The following is a 19,779-nucleotide window of genomic DNA, read 5'->3' as shown; positions in this document are numbered from 1 at the left end:
TCCGACCGAGCGTCTCGCTCCAGGGATCGCAGCCTTGCCAACAAGCCGAGCAGGACGTCGTCATCTAGTGGTAGTTCGCATGTCATACGCAGCGACATAGCGAAGGCGGTCCAATCAGGACTCCTGCTCACCCCCATAGATGCCGGTGACGCCTGACACGTTCGACGTTGGGGGGTGAACAGGACCCGCCACCCCATGGGTTTCACTACCTAGAGGTAGAGAGAGAGGGGGTGGTGCGCGGTAAAGTGTTGTTTGTCATTTCGACCATCCAACCCAACGGCCACCCCCTCTCGACCGAAGCAGGAAGAGAAAATGCAGCTGAGTTACGGTCAGGTGAAAGAGCGTTCGGCGGCGGTCGCGGCGGCTATGGCCGCCGAACGCAGCGCTCGTAACCTGGCTTCGCGACGGCGTGCCGAGGATGCACGCGACGAGCGCGAGGCCAATCACCATCGCCGCCGGCGCAAACGCAAAGAGGCCGAAGAGCTGAAACTACTTCGCCAGAGATTGCGTGTCCGCATGCCGCAGGAGGAGCGGCCAAGGATCGGTACGAGCACGGCCAGGAAGCTCTTTCACCGCACCGCTGACATGCTCGTCGGCACGGCCGGAACGACGGACGCACGCGGGCCTGATGGGCTATACTCGATCCATTTCGCCTTCATTGCGCGCGGATTTGCGTCGACCAAGGGGCGCCGCTGGCGAAACGGCGAAGCCGAACGGGCAGCTCTTTATATCGTGCGCGAAGACGCTCTCGAAGGCGGAGAATGCGGCTGGTGGTCGAACATCGCGGCAAACCGCAACGAACTCGCCGCTTATTATCGCACGTCGGAAGCGATCGAGCGGCATGATCGTAGCAATGCGAACGTATACATCGCCGAGATCATCGCCCTGCCGCATGAGCTCAGCGCCCGGCAGCGCCGCAAGGCCGTCCGCCGCATCTGCCGCTTCTTCGATCAACGCGGGCTGCCTTACACCGCCGCTCTCCACCTCCCCGACCGGGCGGGCGATCAGCGCAACTATCATGTCCATATCATCTATTCGCTGCGGCCGTGCGAACGCCACGGAGCATATGACTGGAGCTTCGCGTTCGGCAAAGAGGCCGACATCAATACGCCTGCAGGCATCAAGGCCCGGCGTATCGCCGTGGTCAAGGCGATCAACAAGACGCTGTCCGCAGCCCGCATCGACAAACGCTATACCCATCTCAGCAATAAAGCCCGCGGGATGGCTGCGGGCCAGGCGAAGATCGGTCAGGAAGCCACCTGGATGGCGCGCCGGCTGGAAGCGCTTGAGAAACGGGTGGAACAGTTGCAGCAGTTGTCGGCGATAGCGCGCCGAGTGCGACATGTAATCAGCATAACCGGCCTGGCGCTCCAGCGCGAGCGATCGGTCGCGGCCGAGCGACTGCACGACATTCGTCGCACTTCCGCGGTTGTACCCGCGGACCTCCAGATGATCGACCTTGAAAGCGCCGTTCACGCACGCCTCGCGCTCCAGGCATCAACAGCACAGAATGCGATTGCGACCTACGAGAAGCGTGTCGAGGCGATCGGCAATCAGACAGCCCATGCGACGCGGCGCGAGAAATTGCTGGGGCTGCGCCAGTTGATTCTCGCCGCGGCCCTATCACTGCGGATTAGCCAGATTGCCAAAGATGAACATCTGCGGGGTATTGCAAATCGCGTTCGTCGCACCTTCTCGGAATCGTCGGAAAGGCACATGCAACTCGTGAACCTCAGCGCTACCGCGGAAAAACTCGAGAAAACCGCACATTTGATGGAGTGGTCTTCAGCGATCCACCAAAAATCGACCGTATTCGACGGTGCCATCGACGATACGCGCAATGCGGTCGCGAAGTCGATGTTGGCCAAGAATGAGGCTATCGAGCGCCGGACGAGAGAAGGCTTTTCTCGCCTCGAAAATATCCATCGCGCAAGTGAGCGCATTGCGGCGACCGATCGACTGAACGGGCTGGCCGCCAATCTGGAGGATATAACGGCGGGTGCCATCTCCCGCATGCTGGGCGCCGGACAACGGGTCAGTAATCGGCTGAATCGCATCAGACCTGATACGTCGACCGCCGTGACACTCGCACAGGTGCTCGCCAGTCTCGGCGAGGTCGCCCAGCGACACCATCGTGATCAGCAGCTTTCGGAATTAGCTATCACGGTCAAACAGGTGATCGCATCGGCGGATCGACGGCTGAATGCTCTACATCAGCGAGCGGCGATGCTGGATCACGGCATTGACCCGGTCATTCCGGTACCGTTGCCGCGCACGGTGCCCGTCCCAACCAACGAAACTCGCGGGGACAGCGATCGGCGCAAGGCAATAGCGGCAGCCGCTTGGCAATTCCGCCGAACCCCCTTCCCACCGCAAGTTCGGACGGCAACGGGATTTGCGATTGCGCAGGGCTTCACGTCGCAACATATCGATGTCGATCGCTTTGAAGCCGAGGACATCATCCAGCGCATCCATGCCCGTAAATGGGAGGCAATGCTCACGGCGTTGAAACGGCATGTTGAGAAAAGCGCCCGATCGCCATTTGTCGCCGGCGAAGGCCGGCCAAAGCTCGATCCCTATAGTCTCGATATGCATCTCCGGAATGCCTATTGGGCAGCCTATCCGTCGCGCGACATGCAGATGCTTCTTGAAGGGCTGCGGCGGGATTGGTTGGTCCGCGAAGAGGCGAAGCGCCGCGAGCAGAAGAAGGTGGCGCAGGCGAAGGCCGAGGCCGACGCTGAGCTCCGCGAGCGCGCCGACCGGATTATCGCGCGCGCCGAGACATTGGTCGAACAGGGGAAATGGCCCGGGGCCAATGATATGACCCTTGCCGCCGTGGGCGTGATCGCAAAGGCCACCATCAAGGGGCAGTTTGCGATGCGCATGGTCGGTAGCGACGTACATGTCTACTGCGAGTCCGAGGCCCTGCGGAGCATTGCCGGAAAACTCGAGGCTTCGCCAACCGGGCGGAACGCCCTGGTCGCGCTCGGCAAGCTGACCGCCGACCGGCCGATCGACCGCAAGGCGCTCCCGCTTGCCTGGACATTGCTCCTGCCGCGGGCCGCGCGCAGCACGGAGAGCCCGCCCGAACCGTCACGCCCCGGTCCGTCGCGCGGGCGCGGCGGCCACGAGCGGTGAACCGCCGGACGCGGGTTGCGTGCACGCAACCCGCGCCAAGTAGGCAGGATCGCGGCGGTCCCCGCCGCTTGAATGGGGAAGATGAGCCAGGTGGCCCTGCTGAAAGGATGAAAGACATCTGAAGGAGAGCTGCCGCCCGAACCCCGGCAACCGGGTTCCCAATTAAGAGCAATGCCCGTGCAATTTTCGACGATATCCGATTCACTGGACCTGGCCGATGGTTCCGGCTCCATGATTCACACAGCCCTCAGGGGCAGTGTTCTACTCCCCGCAGCGACGCGCCCCGACAGCAAACTCATGCACCATGTTGCTGCGCTTATGCATAGTTCCGCCCGTCCCGACCGTGGAATGGCGGCGACGTTGCTCCCCGGGAGCCTCTTTCTGAAGACGCCGGGCGTTGTTGTGCATGCCACCGCGGCTGCGGCTCCGTTGTTCCTGGGCGAGACCGAAGTCGTCGCGATCGCGACAGGCCACCCCGTCCTGTTGCTCCGGCGAGCGGCCGACGGATCATCGACCGATGTGACGGTCGACATCGCCCTGCCCGGCTCTGCCGATCTCGAATGGTTTCTGGGCTATCGCCTGTTCCGCAGCCTCGCCGGCGATAGCTGGCTCGTTCCGCCGGGCAGCGGCCCATCAATCCATCTGATGCGGCGCGGTCTGTTCCTGTCCGAGCATCATCCCTTTGCCGATGAGTGGGACCACGAAGCCGGCATCGAGCGGGCGAGCGCTCATCTTGCCTCGCACCGGATCGGAGGCTGGTCGTGGTAATGAAGAAAATCCCTGCCCCCGGTGACCTCGACTTCGTGCCCATTCCCGGCGGCGATGATCCGAACTTCATATTCGGCGTCGTGCGCCGGCAGATCAAGAATGGTCCCGTCCGGACTGTTCCGACCTCGGTCCTCAAGCGTCTTTGCCCGGGGCAAAAGGTCGACGTCTCGGCGCCGTGGGTACCCAGTTGTTATCGCTGGGACGTTCTTTTGCCACCCCACGCGAACGACGAGTTCCTCGACCCGAAACACCTCTGCGAAAAATATGAGGAGCAGGCGTGTAGCCAGCTCAAGGATCTCCTCGTCATGATCACGCTGCGCTTTCCCAACCCCGATCGCTTGCATCGGGCTTGGGAGGATGTTCGTGCGTTCGCGATCGAACGATTGTGCCGCGAGCGCAATGTCGCCGTGATCGCCGCGATGCACCTGCCGGTCACCGTGGGCTCGACCAATCCGCCGCATATCCATTTGATGGCGCCCGCCCGCGAGCTTCAATGCTTCGGCTTCGGTCCGTTCGTCCGGCCGTTTTCCGCCGATGCGGGCAAAGCGATGGTCGCAGCCGAATGGGCCGAATGGCAGAGGCAGCCCGTTAGCGGCGAATGACCGGTGTCGGCCACATCGACGCCCCAGGCCTTGGCCGATCACTCAATGAAGAAGCACCAGCTTTTGGCTGGGACGAAGAGATGAAAGCAGCGGCCGTCCAGCCTGAGCCGCCGCAAGAATGGATTGACGATGAAAAAATATATGACCGCGAGAGACCGGGCCGAAGAGGCCGAGACCCTCAAGATCGCCCTCACGATCATCGAGATCGCCGGCCTCGATCTCGACAGCGACATTTCGATGCTGCCGCGCCAGTTCGCGCAATTCCTGATCGCACCCGACGCATATCTTCTGATCGTACCAGCCGTCTCTTTGGACGAAGGCGGCCGCAGACGGGTCGAGAATGCCATGTGCATGTCCAAATGCGACGCCATCGTTGTCAGCGTTTCTAGACCCTCCATCGGACCCAGGAAGGTCACCCTGGAAATCGGCATCGATGGCCTCGTGCCGGTCTGGTATTCGGAATATTGCGCGCGCCTCATCGATGGCGCGCTCTATTTCGCACCCGCCTTCGATCCGGCCGGGCCGCTCTTCAAACTGACGAAAAAAGGCCTGACAGCGTCCTCCGATTTCGACGGGGTGTGCTTCGGCGAGCAATGAAGGAACGAACAAGGCCCTTCTCGCGCCTGCGCTGCGTACCTTTTTCCGATTGGCCGAAAAATGGCCCTTGGATGAGGCCCTGCGAAAAGCGGAGGCGAAGGGTAACCCGCCGACGCGTACCTCATAATATGGATGTTAGGAAAATTATATGCTGGTTGTAACTGTCGAGGTCTGGCCGTGGGGCCGCGCCGAGCTGAAACGCAAAGTTGGCGAGATCACCGCGGGGAACATCGCGGGCTCAGGACCCATCGGGACATATGAAATACGCGTACATCAGGATGAATATCGGGAAGCTGGCGTCGCCGAGATATCCGAAGAACTAATACTGCGCGACCATGACCGCCGCGCCGGCCCTCTCGCGCTGGTCCGCGATGCTTTGATACTGGCCATCCCCAAGTCCGGCGACACCGGGAGTGGGTCTGACGATGACCGATGATCGCCGCCGCCTGAGCGCCCCCGCGCTCCGTACCTTTCTAGCCATCGCAGGCCTGTGGAGACTGACCGGGGAGCAGCAGCGCCTGATCCTCGGCTCTCCATCCCGCTCGGCCTATAGTCGCTGGCGCAAGAGGGTTCGGGAGCATCGCGAAATCACCTTGAAAGAGAACGCCTTGATGCGGATCTCGGCGGTGCTCGGAATTCACAAGGGCCTTGGAGAACTATTCGCCAACGAACTCGAAAGCGTCGCCTGGTTGCACAAACCCCATAGCGCTACCTCGTTCGGTGGTAATCCGCCGATCGACCTCATTGCCGATGGAACCTTGGAGGGACCGATGACCGTCCGGCGTTTCGTCGACGCGGCGAGAGGCGGTCTGTACATGCCGCCCACCTCTGAAGAGGCAAATGTCACCCCTTACGAGGATAGCGAGATCATTTTCGAGTGATCGTCGATGCCCCACGCTTGTTGCATTGATCTCGGCAGATTTCTGAACCCGCGCTTCTCTTGCTCGCGCGATGGCCTGCGCGTCCACGAATTACGGAGCCCCCAACCCGTGAAGATACCGCCCAACCGGCGTAAGACAGCCCGCGCATCCCTGCGTCGCATTGCGAAAAAGCTCGGCATCCGATTTCAGGTCGGCCGCTCGGTTCGCACGTCTCTCAGCGAGCGCGATCCCTCCGATCAGACCAGCGAATAATGGCCGTTTTCCGCCGATCCGTTTTGGCGTTACCGTACAATAATCGTTCCGTCTGCGACGCTATCCGCCCCGTGCGACCCAGGAGAGCTCTTCCTTTCAGGAAACACAGCTCTTCATCTGACGCCCGCCCGGTTTCGATTGGGCGGGCGTTCTTTTTAGCGCGCTCACAGATCCGCTGCGGCTCGAGAAGTTGGCCGATAGCGGCCAGTCCTTGGGCGCAGATCGGTAATAGCGGCCATTGTGCCCGACGGTCGATACGCCGTTCGGCAGGCACTGTTCCTCTGGAGGCGCGAGCGCGGTCGCGGGTTCTGCGATCATGCGACAAGCTATCAGCGAACAGTTCCACTCGCCAGCGACCCAAATCAACAGCCTTGACGCCGTGCGCTCCCACCGAGGCAAAAGGGCATCGCTTGCTAGCGAGGGCGCTCGTTGGTAGGCAGAATGACATGTATATGAGGAACCCACCTATTGCCTGAGACGGTTACATTGAGTTCGCAATCTCCTGAAAAAAAGAGGCGGCCTCGTTTCGAAGTCCGCAAGCAGGAGATTCTGGACGCGGCGGGAGCGCTTTTTAACGAGCACGGGTTGCGGGACGCGACCCTGTCCGTTGTCGCTTCCGAAATCGGCCTCAATTGAAAAAGCCTTCGTTACTATTACGAAAAGAAGGAGGATTTGGTTTCGGCAGCGTTTCTCCACTCGATCTCATTGCACGACGAGTTGGTGAGCGATGCCCTGACGATAACGCCCTTCGAGAAACGGATCCGCTCGTTTCTGAACAGTTACTTCGCGCTGCTCGCCAGAGTAGCGCGTAAAGAGATTCCCGAGTTTGTCCATTTCGGTGACGTGCGCGCGCTCGGCGAACCCCATCTGAGCACGGTTGGAGCGGCGTACGTCGGGCTGTTTCGCGCCACGCGGAAGCTGTTCGACGACATGCCGCGCGCAATCTCCCAGGAGCAGCGCAGCGCCTATGCCCATATGCTGCTGTCGCAGATGCATTGGTCGGTGGTCTGGATCTGGAACTATGTGCCGGAAGACTTCACACGCGTTGCCGACCGCATGGCCGATGTGCTGCTTCATGGTCTCGCCGCTCAGCGCGTCGATCTCACCAATGCCGCGGCGGCTATTCCGACGCCGTTCGTGTCGACGGATAAATTGTCGCAAGACAGCTTCCTTCGCGCGGCGACCGATCTCATCAACGATCATGGCTACCGCGGCGCTTCGGTCGATCGCATTTCGGCAACGCTGAAGGTCACCAAGGGCGCCTTCTACCATCACAACGAGACGCGCGACCAACTGGTCGTGGCATGTTTCGAACGGACGTTCGACATCGTCCGCGAGGCTCAGAACCTGGCCATGGCCGAAGAAATGGACGGACTCTCGCATGTCGCGGCGGCATCGGTATCCCTCGTTTCGAGGCAAATGCTTCCCGAAGGAGCCCTTCTGCGCACATCGGCCCTCACTGCGGTGGGTCCCGAGCTCCGCATGGAAATGCAGCGCAAGCTGACGCTTTCGACCTATCGGTTTGCCGACATGCTCAATGACGGTCTTGTCGACGGGTCCGTGAGGCTATGCGACATGCGCGTCGCCTCGGAAATGGTGACGGGCATGGTGAACTCGGCGCAAGAACTGCAGCGGTGGGTTCCGAGCGCCTCAGTCGAAAATGCCGCGCAATATTATGTGTGGCCCCTCTTCTATGGCTTCCTGGCCGAATAGCGCGGCCGGGCAATTCCCGCCTCACTGCTGATCGATCCTTCCCCCTTCGGGAAGCAATGATCCGCGTCCGGCGAACTGCATCCTCGTGGGGGCGCAATTCATCCTATTGACATAAGCGAACCAACCGATAGCTTGCATTTGAGAAAAACGGTATGCCGCATCTGAGCAATGCCGTCGGAGGGGATGGACATGGCGTCAGCAGCGGCTGATCGTGAAGGCGCGCAGGCCCGAGCCGATGCGGGGAGCGGCCAGCCGGCCAAACGCCCGTGGCGCGTCAAATTCTTCTACGGCCTTGGGTCCATCGCCTTTGGCGTTAAGGACAATGGCTTCACCTATCTGCTCATGATCTTCTATAACCAGGCGCTGGGCGTGCCCGCCGCCGCGGTGGGCCTGGCCATCATGGTCGCCCTGCTCGTCGATGCGATCGCCGACCCGCTGATCGGGACCTGGTCCGACAATGTCCGATCGAGGCTCGGGCGCAGGCATCCTTTCATGTATGCTGCGGCCCTGCCCATCGCGGTCAGCTATTTCTTCCTCTGGAACCCGCCGTCCGATTACGACGCGCAGGAGCTGTTCTGGTATCTCCTCATCCTGTCGATCCTCATCCGGCTGTGCATCTCGATGTACGAGATTCCGAGTTCGGCGCTCGTCGTCGACCTGGCCGAAAGCTATGACGATCGCACCGAGTTCCTGAGCTATCGCTGGTTTTTCGGATGGATAGGCGGCTTGACGATCAGCATATTGGGCTTCAGCGTTTTCCTGCGCTCGACCCCTGAACATCCGACCGGAACATTGAATATCGAAGGATATTCGCTTTACGGGCTGACCGCGTCGCTGATGATGTTCGCAGCCATCCTCATCTCGAGCTACGGCACGCAGCATCTGGTCAGGACATTCCGGCCAGTGCCCGAAAGGCGTCCCTTCATTTTCGCCCGCTCGGCGCGGGAAACGATGGAGACGATCGTCAACCGGCCGTTCCTGACGATCGCCGGGGCAACGCTGTTCAGCTATGCGGCAACCGGTATAGCCGCCGCCGTTCTGACCTATTTCCGGGTTTATTTCTGGGAATTGACTGGCGACCAGATTTCGCTGCTGCTGGTCGGAAATTTCGCCGCGGTGTTCATGGCCCTGTTCGTCGCGCCGCGTTTCGCGACGCGGATGGGAAAGAAGCGCGCCCAGATCATGCTGTGGATCGCCTTCATCATCGCGAGTCCGGCCATGTACTGGAGCCGCCTGATGGGATGGCTTCCGGCCAACGGGACCGAACTGCTCTACTGGCTCCTTTTCACGTCGAGCTTCATCAACACGCTGCTTGCGGTATGCCTCGGTACGATCGGATCGTCGCTGCTGGCCGACGTCGTCGAGCATAGCGCCGCGCGGACCGGCCGGCATTCGGCCGGGCTGATCTTTGCAACCAATGCCTTCATGCTCAAGGCAACATCGGGAATCGGCGCGTTCGGAGCGGGCATCATCCTTGCGTTCGTCGAATTCCCCGAAAATGCGAAGGTCGGCGACGTCAGCCAGCAGGTGCTGGTCAATTTCGCCTGGACCGAACCTGCCGTGATCATGGCGCTCCAGCTTTGTGCGCTCGGGCTGATTATCGCCTATCCGATCACCAAGGCCATGCACGAGGCCAATCTGCGGACGCTCGCGGAGCGAAGCAAGGCAAGCGAGAATAGCGCAGCGCTGGGAGGCTAGAGGCCCGGGTCAGGCCCCCGCCCATCGCGGCGGACGACGTTCACGAAACGCCGCAATGCCCTCGGCCTTGTCGGCTGTTCCCATCAGGGCGATGAACCGTCGCCGTTCCTCGGCATGATGCGCGCTCAGCGGCAGCTCATCGGCTGCGCGAATACAGGCTTTTGCTTCGCGAAGCGCCAGCGGGGCTCGTCCGGCCAGAATAGCTGCGATCTCTGCGGCGCGTTCGAGCGCGCTGCCGGCCGGCACGACCTCGGCGATCAGGCCCACCGCGAGCGCGCGATCGGCGCCGATCGGCTTTCCGGTCAGGATCATCATGCTGGCAAGCGCCCGCCCGACCCGGCGTGTCAGGAGGCCGGTTCCGCCGCCTCCCGGGATGAAACCGAGATTGGTCTCCGGCTGACCGAATTGCGCTTCATCGCCGGCGACGACGATATCCGCGACCATCGCGAGTTCGAGTCCCGCCCCGAGGCACCAGCCTTCGACGGCCGCGACAAGGGGTTTGGGAAAGGCGCGGATCGACTGCCAGGCGCGATATCGGGTGCCGTCGACCGGATCGTCGGGGCCGAGCATTTCGATCTCGCCGATATCTGCCCCCGCGGCGAAAATATCCCGCGTGCCCGTCACGACCGCGACGCGGCATGCGGGATCGGCAGCCGCGGCTTGCAGCGCGGCGGCAATCGCCTGCAACACGTCCGTGGCAACCGCATTGCGCCGCTCGGGCCTGTCGAGGCGCAAGATCAGCACGCCCTGCGCATCGGGAACTGCCAGCAGATTCGCTTCCCACGGCTCTCGATCCATGCTCACTCCAGCGTCTTTAAGAAATGAGGTATTCATTTCAGCGCCTAGACGGCCCGCGACTCCCTGCTACGCCGAAGGGCCATAGCCGCCAGAAAATAATGAAACGCGGCCCACAGGCTGATGCCGAATGCGATCAGCACGCCTTCGCGGGTCGCGACTTCGACGGCCGCCTTGCAGGCCCGGTCGGCGCCGCTTCCCGCCACCGCCCCGACGCCGCCGGGACATGCGGCCTGAAAGCCCGACGTGTCGGCGCCAAAGGCCTGGGTGAAGGCCGACCATGTCGAGAGCGGATCGGCGGCATAGAAATGGGCCGCGCCCAGATGATCGATCAGCATGCCCGTCAGAGGCGGCCCGAAGCCCAGTGCGATCAGGTTCAGCACGAAGAAAAGAACGGCGGTCGCCGTTGCCCTCTGCGCCGGCGAGAAGCTGTTTTGGACCACGCCATAGGTGGGGCCCATATAGGTATAGGAAAGCGCACCGGGAAACAGAAGCCAGATGGCCGCCATTTGCCAGCTTTCCACCGTGTATATGGCAAGGATGAATGGATAGGCGGCAGCAATACCGAGGGCAGGCACCAGGCCATACCATACAGCCTTGCCCGAGCGCGCCAGCCGGTCGCTGAGCAAACCGCCGAACAGAACGCCCACGCCCTGACTAAAGCCGCCGATAAGCCCGGTGATCAGACCGATTTCAGCATAATCCAGACCAAATGCGCGGCTCCAATAGGGCTGGATGAACGCACCGCCCCCATAGCCGGCAAAGGAGACAAGCGTGATCCCGATCATCATGTTGAACAGAATCCAGTTGCCGAACAGCTTCCTGCCGACGCAGGCAATCTCGCCGAGGTCGCCGCGCAAGCTGTAGGCGGGCCGCGGCGGCGGAGGAACCTCCTCCATCGCGCCGCGAACAGGTTCCTTCACCAGCCATTTCATAGTCAGCGCCAAGATGACGCCCGGGAACCCCAGCGCGATAAAGGCGACCCTCCAGGAATAGTTCTGCGCAAGCCAGCCTCCCGCCACCGCGCCGATCATCACACCGATGGGGACGCCCAGCGAATAGATGGAAAGCGCCGATGCCCGCTTGCTGGGTTCATAGCTATCGCTGATCACCGAATGCGCGGGCGGCGACAATCCGGCCTCGCCGACACCGACGCCGAACCGGAAAAGCGCCAGCCAGAAATAGCTCGTCGCCAGACCGCACAGGGCAGTAAAGCCCGACCAGATGAATATGGCAACGGCAATGATGTTGACGCGCGACACGCGCTCGGCGAGCCTTGCCAGCGGAAGCCCCAGGATCGTGTAAAGCAGCGCGAAATACAGGCCGCCCAAGAGGCCGAGCTGGGTGTCGGTGAGCTTGAGGTCTACCTTTATGGCCTGCCCGATCGAGGCGATGATCGTCCGGTCGACGAAATTGAGCGTGTAGGCGGCCGTCATCATCGCGAGCATGACTTTGCGCTGGTGATGATCGACCGCACCAACCTGCGTCGTTTTATTGCCGCTCATCCTCGCTCCCTTGCCAGACCTATTTTCTTATATCGTTCTGCTTAGCGTCAAATCGCGTAGGAGCAAGCGCCATATTCCGTCGATCTAACTTCATAAAACCTCACTTCCAATGACTCGTCACCTGACAGACGGAAAGAAGGTTGAGACATACCAATATTCTTAATATAAGAGATCTAGTCATTGCAGTGACACCGCGTCGTCAAGGCGTCCATGCGGTCAAAGCACATCGCCCATCAGCGGGGTGAGTGCCAGAATGAGGAGGAGAGGAATGAAATCGATTTTGACCCTGATCCTGTTGGCCGCAGCCGCCCCGGCCATGGCCAGCGACGCACAAAGTCCGATGGCAGGCGCGTTCGGCAACACGATCCTGTCTATTTCGCCGGACGGCGTCGAGACGCGGACCTATGTCGACCCTGACGGCACGTACCGGTCGGTCACCGAGGGCGTGGAATCTGCCGGGACCTGGCAGGTCGTGAAGGGACAGATTTGCTATCAGGCGCCGGCAGCACCGCCGCTTTGTGCGCTCGGACCGAAGAAGAAGGTCGGTTCGAAGTGGAAGATTTTCGTCACCGACGACCGATATTATTCCAATTCGATCGTCGCGGGGCGCGAGGGAAAGTAGAAACGCGCGAATGTCGGAGGGGATAGCGGCTCGCGGCTCGTTGCGAGGGGATCAGGACGGGCCGCCGGCTTATGCCGCGCTGACCCTCGTCGGCATCCTGTTCATCAACATGGTCGGCTTCGGTATCGTCATACCGTTGCTCCCCTTCTATGGCCTCGCCTTCAGCGCCGAGCCCTGGCAGGTCGCACTCATTTTTTCGGCCTTTTCGGTCGGCAGCCTGTTCGGCGAGCCATTATGGGGGCGGCTCAGCGACCTTTATGGCCGACGCATTCTGCTTATTTCGACGGTCTCCGGCAATTGCCTCTGTTATTTGGCACTCGCCTTTGCCGACACCGCATGGCTTGCTTTCGCTATCCGGCTGCTCGGCGGGTTCGCCAGCGGGAACGGTTCAGTCGTACAAGCTTATATTGCCGACGTAACGCCACCCGAGAAACGGGCGCGCAGAATGAGTTGGCTCGGCGCGGCCTTCGCCATCGGCCTGATCGTCGGTCCCGCGATAGGGGGTAGCTTTGTCGATGAGAGCCGCGGCGTTCCGGGCTTTCGCATCCCGCTGCTCTTGGCATCGGCTGCATCGGCATGCTCGTTGGTCGCGCTCCTATTGTTCGTCAAGGAACCGCGCACACGGATCGTCGTCGCCCGTCCGAAATTGAAGATCGGCTCCGCACTCGCGCAGGTCGTCAAGCATCCCGTCATCGGCCGCCTGATGCTGCTGACCCTGCTCGTGAGCTTTGCCTTCACCGGGGTCGAGGTGATGTTCGGGTTGTGGGCGCATGCGCGTTTCGGCTGGGGGGCGCGTGAGATCGGGCAATGTTTCGCGATTGCGGGCGCAATTTCCGCCTTTACCCAGATTTTTGTCACCGGCCGCTTGTCGGAACGATATGGCGAAGCCCATGTCCTTGCCGGCGGGATGGCCATGACCGTCGTCGGATGTTTTCTTCAGCCTTTTTCGAACGGCCTGATGATGACCACCGCCCTGATTTCGCTGACGGCGGCCGGGCAGTCGATTGCATTTCCCAATGTTGTCACGCTGATCTCGCGAACGTGCGATCCCTCACGCCAAGGTCAGGTGCTCGGATTCAACAACGCGACCGGAGCATTTGGGCGAACGACGGGCCCCTTCACCGCAAGTCTCGGATTTAGCCATATCAGTCCGAACCTCCCCTATTTCGCGGCCGCCGGCCTCGTGGCCCCCGCAATACTCCTGGCGCTGAGCGCCGTACGGCATGAGCGACGGCACAATATATCGAAAGCACCGCCCAAATAAAAAGGCCGACCAGAGCAGTTCCGGTCGGCCTTGCCGCAACGCTTGACCTGGGTGCCCTACCAGGTCGGTGCTGGCGGCTTGCCTTCGAAGCTGGTCTTGCCGGCAGCGGTCATGCCCGCGTCGATCACCAGATCGTGGCAGGTCACGAACCGACCCTCGTCGCTCGCCAGGTAGAGCGCGCCATAGGCGATATCTTTCGGAAAGCCCGAGCGTTGCATCGGCGTTGCCGACGCCAGATTCTTTTCGAGCTTCGCCATACTGGCGGCGACATGCCCTTCCTCCATGCCGGCCGCACGTTCCGAACCGCCGAAGAAGATCGGCGTCGCAATCCCGCCGGGCGCGATCGAGTTGACGGTGATGCCCCATGGTGCCAGTTCCGATCCCGCGACCTTGGTGATCTGGCGGACGGCCGCTTTCGCGCCACTGTAGAGATGACCGCCATAGTTGGTACGCAGTGCGGCGACGCTGGCATTATTGATGATCGCGCCCGAACCCTGCGCCTTCATGATCGGCGCCGCATATTTGATACCGAACACCACTGGGGCGACCAGCAAATCCATCGCATCGCGATAATCGTCCCAGGTGACGGTCTCTAGCGTTCCGCGCGTCGGGCCCCCGGCATTGTTGAAAAGGCAGTCGAGCCGCCCGAACCGGTCCGTCGTCGCGTCGATCGCCGCCTTGACGGCCGCTTCGCTGCGGATGTCACCTTCGACGAAGAAGGCCGCATCGCCGAGGCGCGCCGCGATGGTCGCACCCTTGTCGGCATTGCGTCCCGTAAAGACGACCTTGCAGCCCTGTTCGATAAAAAGTTCGACCGTCGCTTCGCCGATCCCGCTCGTCCCGCCCGTAATCAGCGCGACCTTACCCACAAGCCTTTCGCCCATATCCCTGTTCCTTGATCGATGTTGAAAATCGTAGTTTGCTTGCCGGAGCTCAGGCCGCGCCTTCTGAGGCCATCAGGTCCTGGAGCTCGCGCTTCAATATCTTGCCGATGGCGCTTCGCGGCAGCGCATCGACAACGCGCACTTCACTGAGCCGCTGCGTCTTGCCGAGCCGGGCATTGGCGAAATCGCGCAGCATGTCGCCATGGGCTTGTCCTCCGGGCACGAGGGTCACGAACCCGACCGGTGTCTCCCCCCAGTCGCGCGACGGCACACCGATGACGGCCGCTTCGCGCACGGCATCATGCGCGACGAGCGCGGCCTCGAGGTCGACGGGATAGATGTTGAAGCCGCCCGAGATGATCATGTCCTTCTTGCGGCCGATCAGCGTGAAGAAGCCGTCCTCGTCGACCGAGGCGAGATCGCCGGTGCGAATATAACGATCGCCCTCCGGGCTGTACCATTCGGCTTCCGCCGTCTTGTCGGGCTTGTTGTGATAACCATTCATCATCGCGCCCGACCGGCCCACCACTTCGCCCACTTCGCCGGGCGCGGCAAATTTGCCGTCGGCATCGATGACCCGGATCTCATGCCCCGGGAGCGGCTGGCCCACGGTGTGCAGCTTGTCGGGATGTTCATGGGCGATGAGCTGGCACGAGCCGCCGCCTTCGGTCATCCCGTACCATTCGATGAGGCCGCCCGGCCAGCGGGCGAGCACTTCGGCCTTTAGCGCTGCCGAAAAGGGCGCCGATGTGCAGAATTTCATGATGTAACTCGAAAGATCATATCGGTCGAAGTCGGGCACATCGAGGATGCGGCGATATTGCACGGGCACCAGCATGGCATAGTTCGCGCGATGCTGTTCGCTCAGTTCGAGGAAGCGGCGCGCGTCGAATTTCGGCATCAGGACAACTGTGCCGCCGGTTGCCAACGCCGGCAGGAACACGACCAACGTGGTATTGGAATAAAGCCCGGTCGAGATCATCGTGATCGACCCCGGCCCATAGCCGCCGAGGCGCCCGACATGATTCCATCGCATCTCATGGGATTGGACGATGCCCTTCGGAGTCCCGGTGGTGCCCGACGAGTAGATGATGTTGAAGGCCCAGTGGGGCTCGACCGGAACAGGCGTCGGCGCCGCCCCGTCGGCCAGCAGCCAGTCTGCGAACCCCGCACCCCGCGCGCCGTCGTCCAGCGCGACGCGTTTTGCGGTAATGCCGTCCTCGACGCCGGCAAGGTCTCGCGAGACCGAACCATCGGCAAAGAGGTGGGTCGCTCCGCTGTCGGATACCATGGCCGCAAGCTGGTCCGGTGTTGACGTCGGAGACAAGGGCGAGATGGCCGCCCCTGCCCGCAAGGTCCCGATGAAGACCGCGACATAGGCGATGCTGCTCGACGCGCATATGGCGACAACGTCGCGGCCCTCGACACCATCGCGCTGCAAGCTGGCAGCGACACGATCGGCAAGCGCATCGAGCGCGCTGTAACTGATTTCCTCACCCTCGCAGTTCAGGGCGCACGCATCGGGGAAGGCTTTGGCGTGGAGCGCAAAAAGCCGTTCGAATGTACCGAATTCCTGCGCCTGACAGGAGGCGATCTCAGCCGGGATGTCGGTCATTTGGATGCCGTCAGATAGGCAATGATCGCGTCGCTGTCGGCCGTCTTCGAAATATTCGGATTGGGCATGGTCGTGCCGGGGACAGTCGTCTGGGTGTTCTTGAGATAGGCGGCGAGATTGGCCTTGTTCCAGACAATGCCGCTCTTCTTGAGCGCCGGCGAATATCGGCCACCCGGACGCGTGGCGGCCTTACTCCCGACGATCCCGGCAAGGTTCGGACCCATTTTATTGGGCGCGCCGCGAACCACCGAATGGCAAGCTGCACATCGGGCGAATGCGGCCGGCGCTGCAGGGGCCTTAGCAGATGCATCGGTCTCGACCGTGAGGGTCGCTACAAGGAAGGCACCGACCGATCCGAAAACAGTCAACTTGCACGCATCATTCATCCAACGCTCTCCACTTGATCCTCGCCCGACAGGCATTAGCGATCATTTTCCATCGACCGAGAAGGCCATCAGGATGTTGCCGTCCGTGCCGCGCAGGTCCCGCCCGCCGCTTTCGCTCGATCGGCCGGCATAACCTGAATGGACATAGACCATTCCGCCGGCGATCGTCGGCCCTGCCCCGTCCATCACGCCGCCAAAGGCTTTCGCGCCGCTCAGCGTCGTGACCGCCTTTGTGCCGGTATCGACGTCCCAGATGATCTTGCCCGTCGCGGTATCGAAGGCGCGGAAATGTCCATCATAGCTGCCAGCGAAGATCGCACCGGGAATAACGCTGATCGCCTGGCTGAAGGCGCCATGGCACCACCAGTTGTTCCAGCGGCACTTCGTATCCGGCGCGTTCAGGAAGTTCCAGGCGACCTCGCCGGTCCGAATATCGAGCGCCCAGAGACCAGGTTTACCGCGGTCCTTGGCCTGACTCGCGATATCGGAAACACCCGCATAGACCTTGCCGTCATCGGCCGCCGTACCGAATTCGATGCCGCCAAGCGCGCTACCAAGGCTCAGCTGCCGCTCCCAGATCTTCGCGCCCTTGTTGGCCGGATCGAGCGCGTAGATCATGCCCGATTTCTGCCCGACAAGGAGAAACTCCTTTCCGTCCGCCATCTTCCTGTAAATCGGCGCAGCGCCGATCGAGAAGTCGGGGCCAAGCGGGTTGGGGCAGTTCGCATGCTCCTTCCCCTTCTGCCAGCAGCCGTCGATATAATTGTCGTCGGCGAGCAGTTGCACGGTCCAGCGAACGGCGCCGGTGTCGGCATCGATGGCCATCACCGAGTCAGAATTGTCGTAGGGAACATCGGTATAGCTGTTCGACGTTCCCACATAGATGAGGCGGCGCGCCTCATCGACCGTCGGCGTTACCCAGATCGCGCCGCCCGAAGGTCCCCACATTTGCCGGCCGGCCTTGTTGAGCTTGAACGGCCTCGGTTCCTGTTCGGTTGTGTAGCGCTTCCAGAGGATTTTGCCCGTCGCAGCATCGAGCGCCACAAGCGCGCCCCGGAACTTGCAGCATTCCCATGTCGGGATTTGCGCAAATGCCTCGGTGCCCGACGAGATCGGCACATAGATCTTACCGTCCCAATATGTAATCGAACCGGTCATCTGCAACGCCGGCTGGTCGTCGACCACCGTCTTCCAGAGCTGCTGGCCGGTTTCGGCATCAAGTGCGACAGCCGCCTTGGTAAAGTCCGAGAAGAAGAGCGCGGTCTTCGCTGGCGCGCCTTCGGGCAGGGCCGCGATGACGGGGCTGGTGCGCGTCGCGCCTTCGGCGGCGTGCCGCCAATAAACGCAGCCGGTTTTGGCGTTGAGAGCATAAACCGCGCCCGACATGCTGGTCGTGAACAGCCTGTCGCCGATGACCGTCGCCTGCCCGTTCTTCGAGCCGGGATACTGGAATGCCCATTTCAGTTTAAGCTTCGGTATGTCGGCGACGTCCAGTGCGGGCTTGCGCTGGAAACGGCCGTTATCCTTTTCGGTGCTCCAGCCGTTCCACTGGTTGGCCGCGCCGAGATCGACGGGCGTTGGCGCCGAAGAACATTGTGGTGCATCAAGCGGCGTCCCTTCGACGCTGTTGCCCCAGATCCGGCGCAAGTCGATGCCGTCGTCGGTTTTTGCGTCTGCCTTCCCGACCGCACGCGCGATCGCGGTCATTTCCTCGAGCGTCAGGCCTTCGGCCATCGGTACCATCGCGCCCGTTCGCATGCTTGCGAGGATGAAACTGGCCGGGTTCTTCGAAAGCACCTCCCGGCTCGGTGTACGCCCTTCCGCATTGTCGTGGCAGGCGGCACAGCGCGCCTTGTACAGGGTCTCGCCATCGAGCTGGTCTGCCGGGACAGCATGCCCGGATTGGGGCGCCGTTTCGGCCACGGTGCCGGATGCATGTACGACCGACCCGAAAGCGATCAGTGTCGCTGCCGAAAAAACAGCCCCGCCCCAAGCATGGGAGCCCATGATCCGGCTCATCGCTTCTGTGAGCTTGCTCATTTGTAATGATCCGTAAATCGTCCGATTTTGCACGAATAACCTTCCGGCGGGGCGGTGAGTTTGAAATCCTTGGGCGAGCTGCCCTTGGGATGCGACGCCATCGTGTTCAAAGCCCAGAGATTGAAGGCGTCGGTATTGACCTGCGGCCACATATGTCCGTGCGTAGCGCTGCACGCGACATGGACGACGTTGGAGATCGAGCTGAAATAGTTGGAACTGGCCTGCGTGGTGGGGCGATAGTCCGAGCAAAGACCGAGCGGAGGCCCGCAGTCCCACAAGTCCTTTTCGCCTCCCCACACAGTGATCACGACCATCGGGTCTAGCTTCGACGGCAAGGGATAGGGGCCGACGCGGCCCTGCCAGATCTTGGCCGGCGCGGCCGCCACCATCTTGCGCGTTTCCTGGAAGGGGACGGTGCTTCCATCGTCCTTCGTCGAATACCATTCGCCCGAGATCGGCATTCCACCGGCCCAGAATTCGGAATCGAACAGCAAGGCGCGGTTCGTCATCGTGCCACCCGCCGAGATACCGCCCAGGAAGAGGCGTTTGCGGTCGAGCTTCCACTTTGTCCCGACGCAGCGGACCATCGCCTCGAAGAAGCGGACATCGTCACCCGCATCGGTCTTGTACTTGTCGCCTGAAGCATCGGGTGCACGCCCGTCGTTCCAAGGGTTCCACGTCCATCCATCCTTGCCCACGCCGTTGCACGCGCCCGCCCCGAGATTCGGATCCTGCTCCGCACACTGGCGAACAGGAGAAATTACCATATAGCCATGCTCGGCCAGCTTCGCGTTATTGCCGCTTCTAGGTGCGTTGAGATTCCAGTTGGTTGCCTCGACCGTGCCGACCATCGGAACCCACACGGGGGCACCCCCGGCCGAATCCTTCGGTGGAACGACGACGAAGGCCCGCTTCTTGCCGTCGGATGGGAAATCGGTGTTTAGGCCCGCCTTAGGCGTAAATCCCTCGGGGCAGGCCCATTCGCTCTTGGCCTGCGCTGTTGAAGAGAGGGTCGCGGC

16 protein-coding genes are annotated in these 19,779 nt (G+C 61.7%); 10 read left to right on the top strand and 6 right to left on the bottom strand.

Annotated features, from left to right (window positions below):
* The first annotated feature begins 312 nt into the window (after nt 1-312).
* The 8 genes from SGR02S_RS07350 to SGR02S_RS07315 all read left to right on the top strand — a co-directional run bounded on the left by SGR02S_RS07350 (nt 313) and on the right by SGR02S_RS07315 (nt 9,649).
* Entirely contained in the window at nt 313-3,138 is a 2,826-nt protein-coding gene (locus SGR02S_RS07350; RefSeq protein ID WP_082797012.1) for a MobA/MobL family protein, read from the top strand.
* Nucleotides 3,139-3,315: 177 nt separating this feature from the next.
* Complete coding sequence (locus tag SGR02S_RS07345) at nt 3,316-3,906, top strand: hypothetical protein (RefSeq protein WP_156483002.1); 591 nt, start codon at nt 3,316-3,318, stop codon at nt 3,904-3,906.
* Nucleotides 3,831-4,508, top strand: coding sequence for a hypothetical protein (locus SGR02S_RS07340; RefSeq protein ID WP_169799654.1), 678 nt, complete (start codon nt 3,831-3,833; stop codon nt 4,506-4,508). Before SGR02S_RS07345 ends, SGR02S_RS07340 begins: the two co-directional genes overlap by 76 nt.
* Before the next feature lie 129 nt (nt 4,509-4,637).
* Nucleotides 4,638-5,105, top strand: a complete 468-nt coding sequence (locus tag SGR02S_RS07335) for a hypothetical protein (protein WP_067107393.1) — start codon at nt 4,638-4,640, stop codon at nt 5,103-5,105.
* Between the two features lie 148 nt (nt 5,106-5,253).
* Nucleotides 5,254-5,541 (top strand): hypothetical protein, encoded by a 288-nt coding sequence (locus SGR02S_RS07330; protein ID WP_067107391.1) that lies wholly within the window; start codon nt 5,254-5,256, stop codon nt 5,539-5,541.
* Nucleotides 5,531-5,986 carry an MbcA/ParS/Xre antitoxin family protein gene (locus SGR02S_RS07325; RefSeq protein WP_067107388.1) on the top strand — a complete coding sequence of 152 codons (456 nt, stop codon included), beginning with the start codon at nt 5,531-5,533 and terminating at the stop codon, nt 5,984-5,986. The genes SGR02S_RS07330 and SGR02S_RS07325 overlap by 11 nt, the downstream gene beginning before the upstream one ends.
* Before the next feature lie 972 nt (nt 5,987-6,958).
* Nucleotides 6,959-7,951: a TetR/AcrR family transcriptional regulator gene (locus tag SGR02S_RS07320; RefSeq protein ID WP_156483001.1), complete on the top strand. Its 993-nt coding sequence runs from the start codon at nt 6,959-6,961 to the stop codon at nt 7,949-7,951.
* Between the two features lie 189 nt (nt 7,952-8,140).
* Nucleotides 8,141-9,649 carry an MFS transporter gene (locus SGR02S_RS07315; protein WP_158501079.1) on the top strand — a complete coding sequence of 503 codons (1,509 nt, stop codon included), beginning with the start codon at nt 8,141-8,143 and terminating at the stop codon, nt 9,647-9,649.
* Between the two features lie 9 nt (nt 9,650-9,658).
* Here the strand turns inward: SGR02S_RS07315 and SGR02S_RS07310 are convergent, their stop codons facing one another.
* Both SGR02S_RS07310 and SGR02S_RS07305 read right to left on the bottom strand, forming a co-directional pair.
* Entirely contained in the window at nt 9,659-10,447 is a 789-nt protein-coding gene (locus SGR02S_RS07310) for an enoyl-CoA hydratase-related protein (protein ID WP_067107379.1), read from the bottom strand.
* Between the two features lie 44 nt (nt 10,448-10,491).
* On the bottom strand, nt 10,492-11,949 hold the full coding sequence (locus tag SGR02S_RS07305) for a spinster family MFS transporter (RefSeq protein ID WP_053552587.1): 1,458 nt from the start codon (nt 11,947-11,949) through the stop codon (nt 10,492-10,494).
* Nucleotides 11,950-12,229: 280 nt separating this feature from the next.
* Between SGR02S_RS07305 and SGR02S_RS07300 the strand changes: the two genes are divergently transcribed.
* The gene (locus SGR02S_RS07300; RefSeq protein WP_156483000.1) at nt 12,230-12,571 is read left to right on the top strand and encodes a hypothetical protein; all 342 of its coding nucleotides are present in this window, start codon (nt 12,230-12,232) and stop codon (nt 12,569-12,571) included.
* Nucleotides 12,572-12,581: 10 nt separating this feature from the next.
* Nucleotides 12,582-13,835, top strand: a complete 1,254-nt coding sequence (locus SGR02S_RS07295; RefSeq protein ID WP_082797011.1) for an MFS transporter — start codon at nt 12,582-12,584, stop codon at nt 13,833-13,835.
* A gap of 56 nt (nt 13,836-13,891) precedes the next feature.
* Here the strand turns inward: SGR02S_RS07295 and SGR02S_RS07290 are convergent, their stop codons facing one another.
* Genes SGR02S_RS07290 through pvaA form a run of 4 tightly spaced genes read right to left on the bottom strand, consistent with a single transcriptional unit; the run spans nt 13,892 to nt 19,204 of the window.
* Nucleotides 13,892-14,719 carry an SDR family NAD(P)-dependent oxidoreductase gene (locus SGR02S_RS07290; RefSeq protein WP_053552584.1) on the bottom strand — a complete coding sequence of 276 codons (828 nt, stop codon included), beginning with the start codon at nt 14,717-14,719 and terminating at the stop codon, nt 13,892-13,894.
* A 49-nt stretch (nt 14,720-14,768) separates the two neighbouring features.
* The gene (locus tag SGR02S_RS07285; protein ID WP_067107373.1) at nt 14,769-16,334 is read right to left on the bottom strand and encodes a class I adenylate-forming enzyme family protein; all 1,566 of its coding nucleotides are present in this window, start codon (nt 16,332-16,334) and stop codon (nt 14,769-14,771) included.
* Entirely contained in the window at nt 16,331-16,720 is a 390-nt protein-coding gene (locus tag SGR02S_RS19540) for a c-type cytochrome (protein WP_053552582.1), read from the bottom strand. Before SGR02S_RS19540 ends, SGR02S_RS07285 begins: the two co-directional genes overlap by 4 nt.
* A 42-nt stretch (nt 16,721-16,762) precedes the next feature.
* Complete coding sequence (pvaA, locus tag SGR02S_RS07275; RefSeq protein ID WP_082797010.1) at nt 16,763-19,204, bottom strand: polyvinyl alcohol dehydrogenase PvaA; 2,442 nt, start codon at nt 19,202-19,204, stop codon at nt 16,763-16,765.
* Nucleotides 19,205-19,779 lie beyond the last annotated feature (575 nt).

Source organism: Sphingopyxis granuli NBRC 100800, assembly GCF_001591045.1.
GTDB classification, from domain to species: domain Bacteria; phylum Pseudomonadota; class Alphaproteobacteria; order Sphingomonadales; family Sphingomonadaceae; genus Sphingopyxis; species Sphingopyxis granuli.
This window is presented reverse-complemented; position numbering and strand designations above follow the sequence as displayed.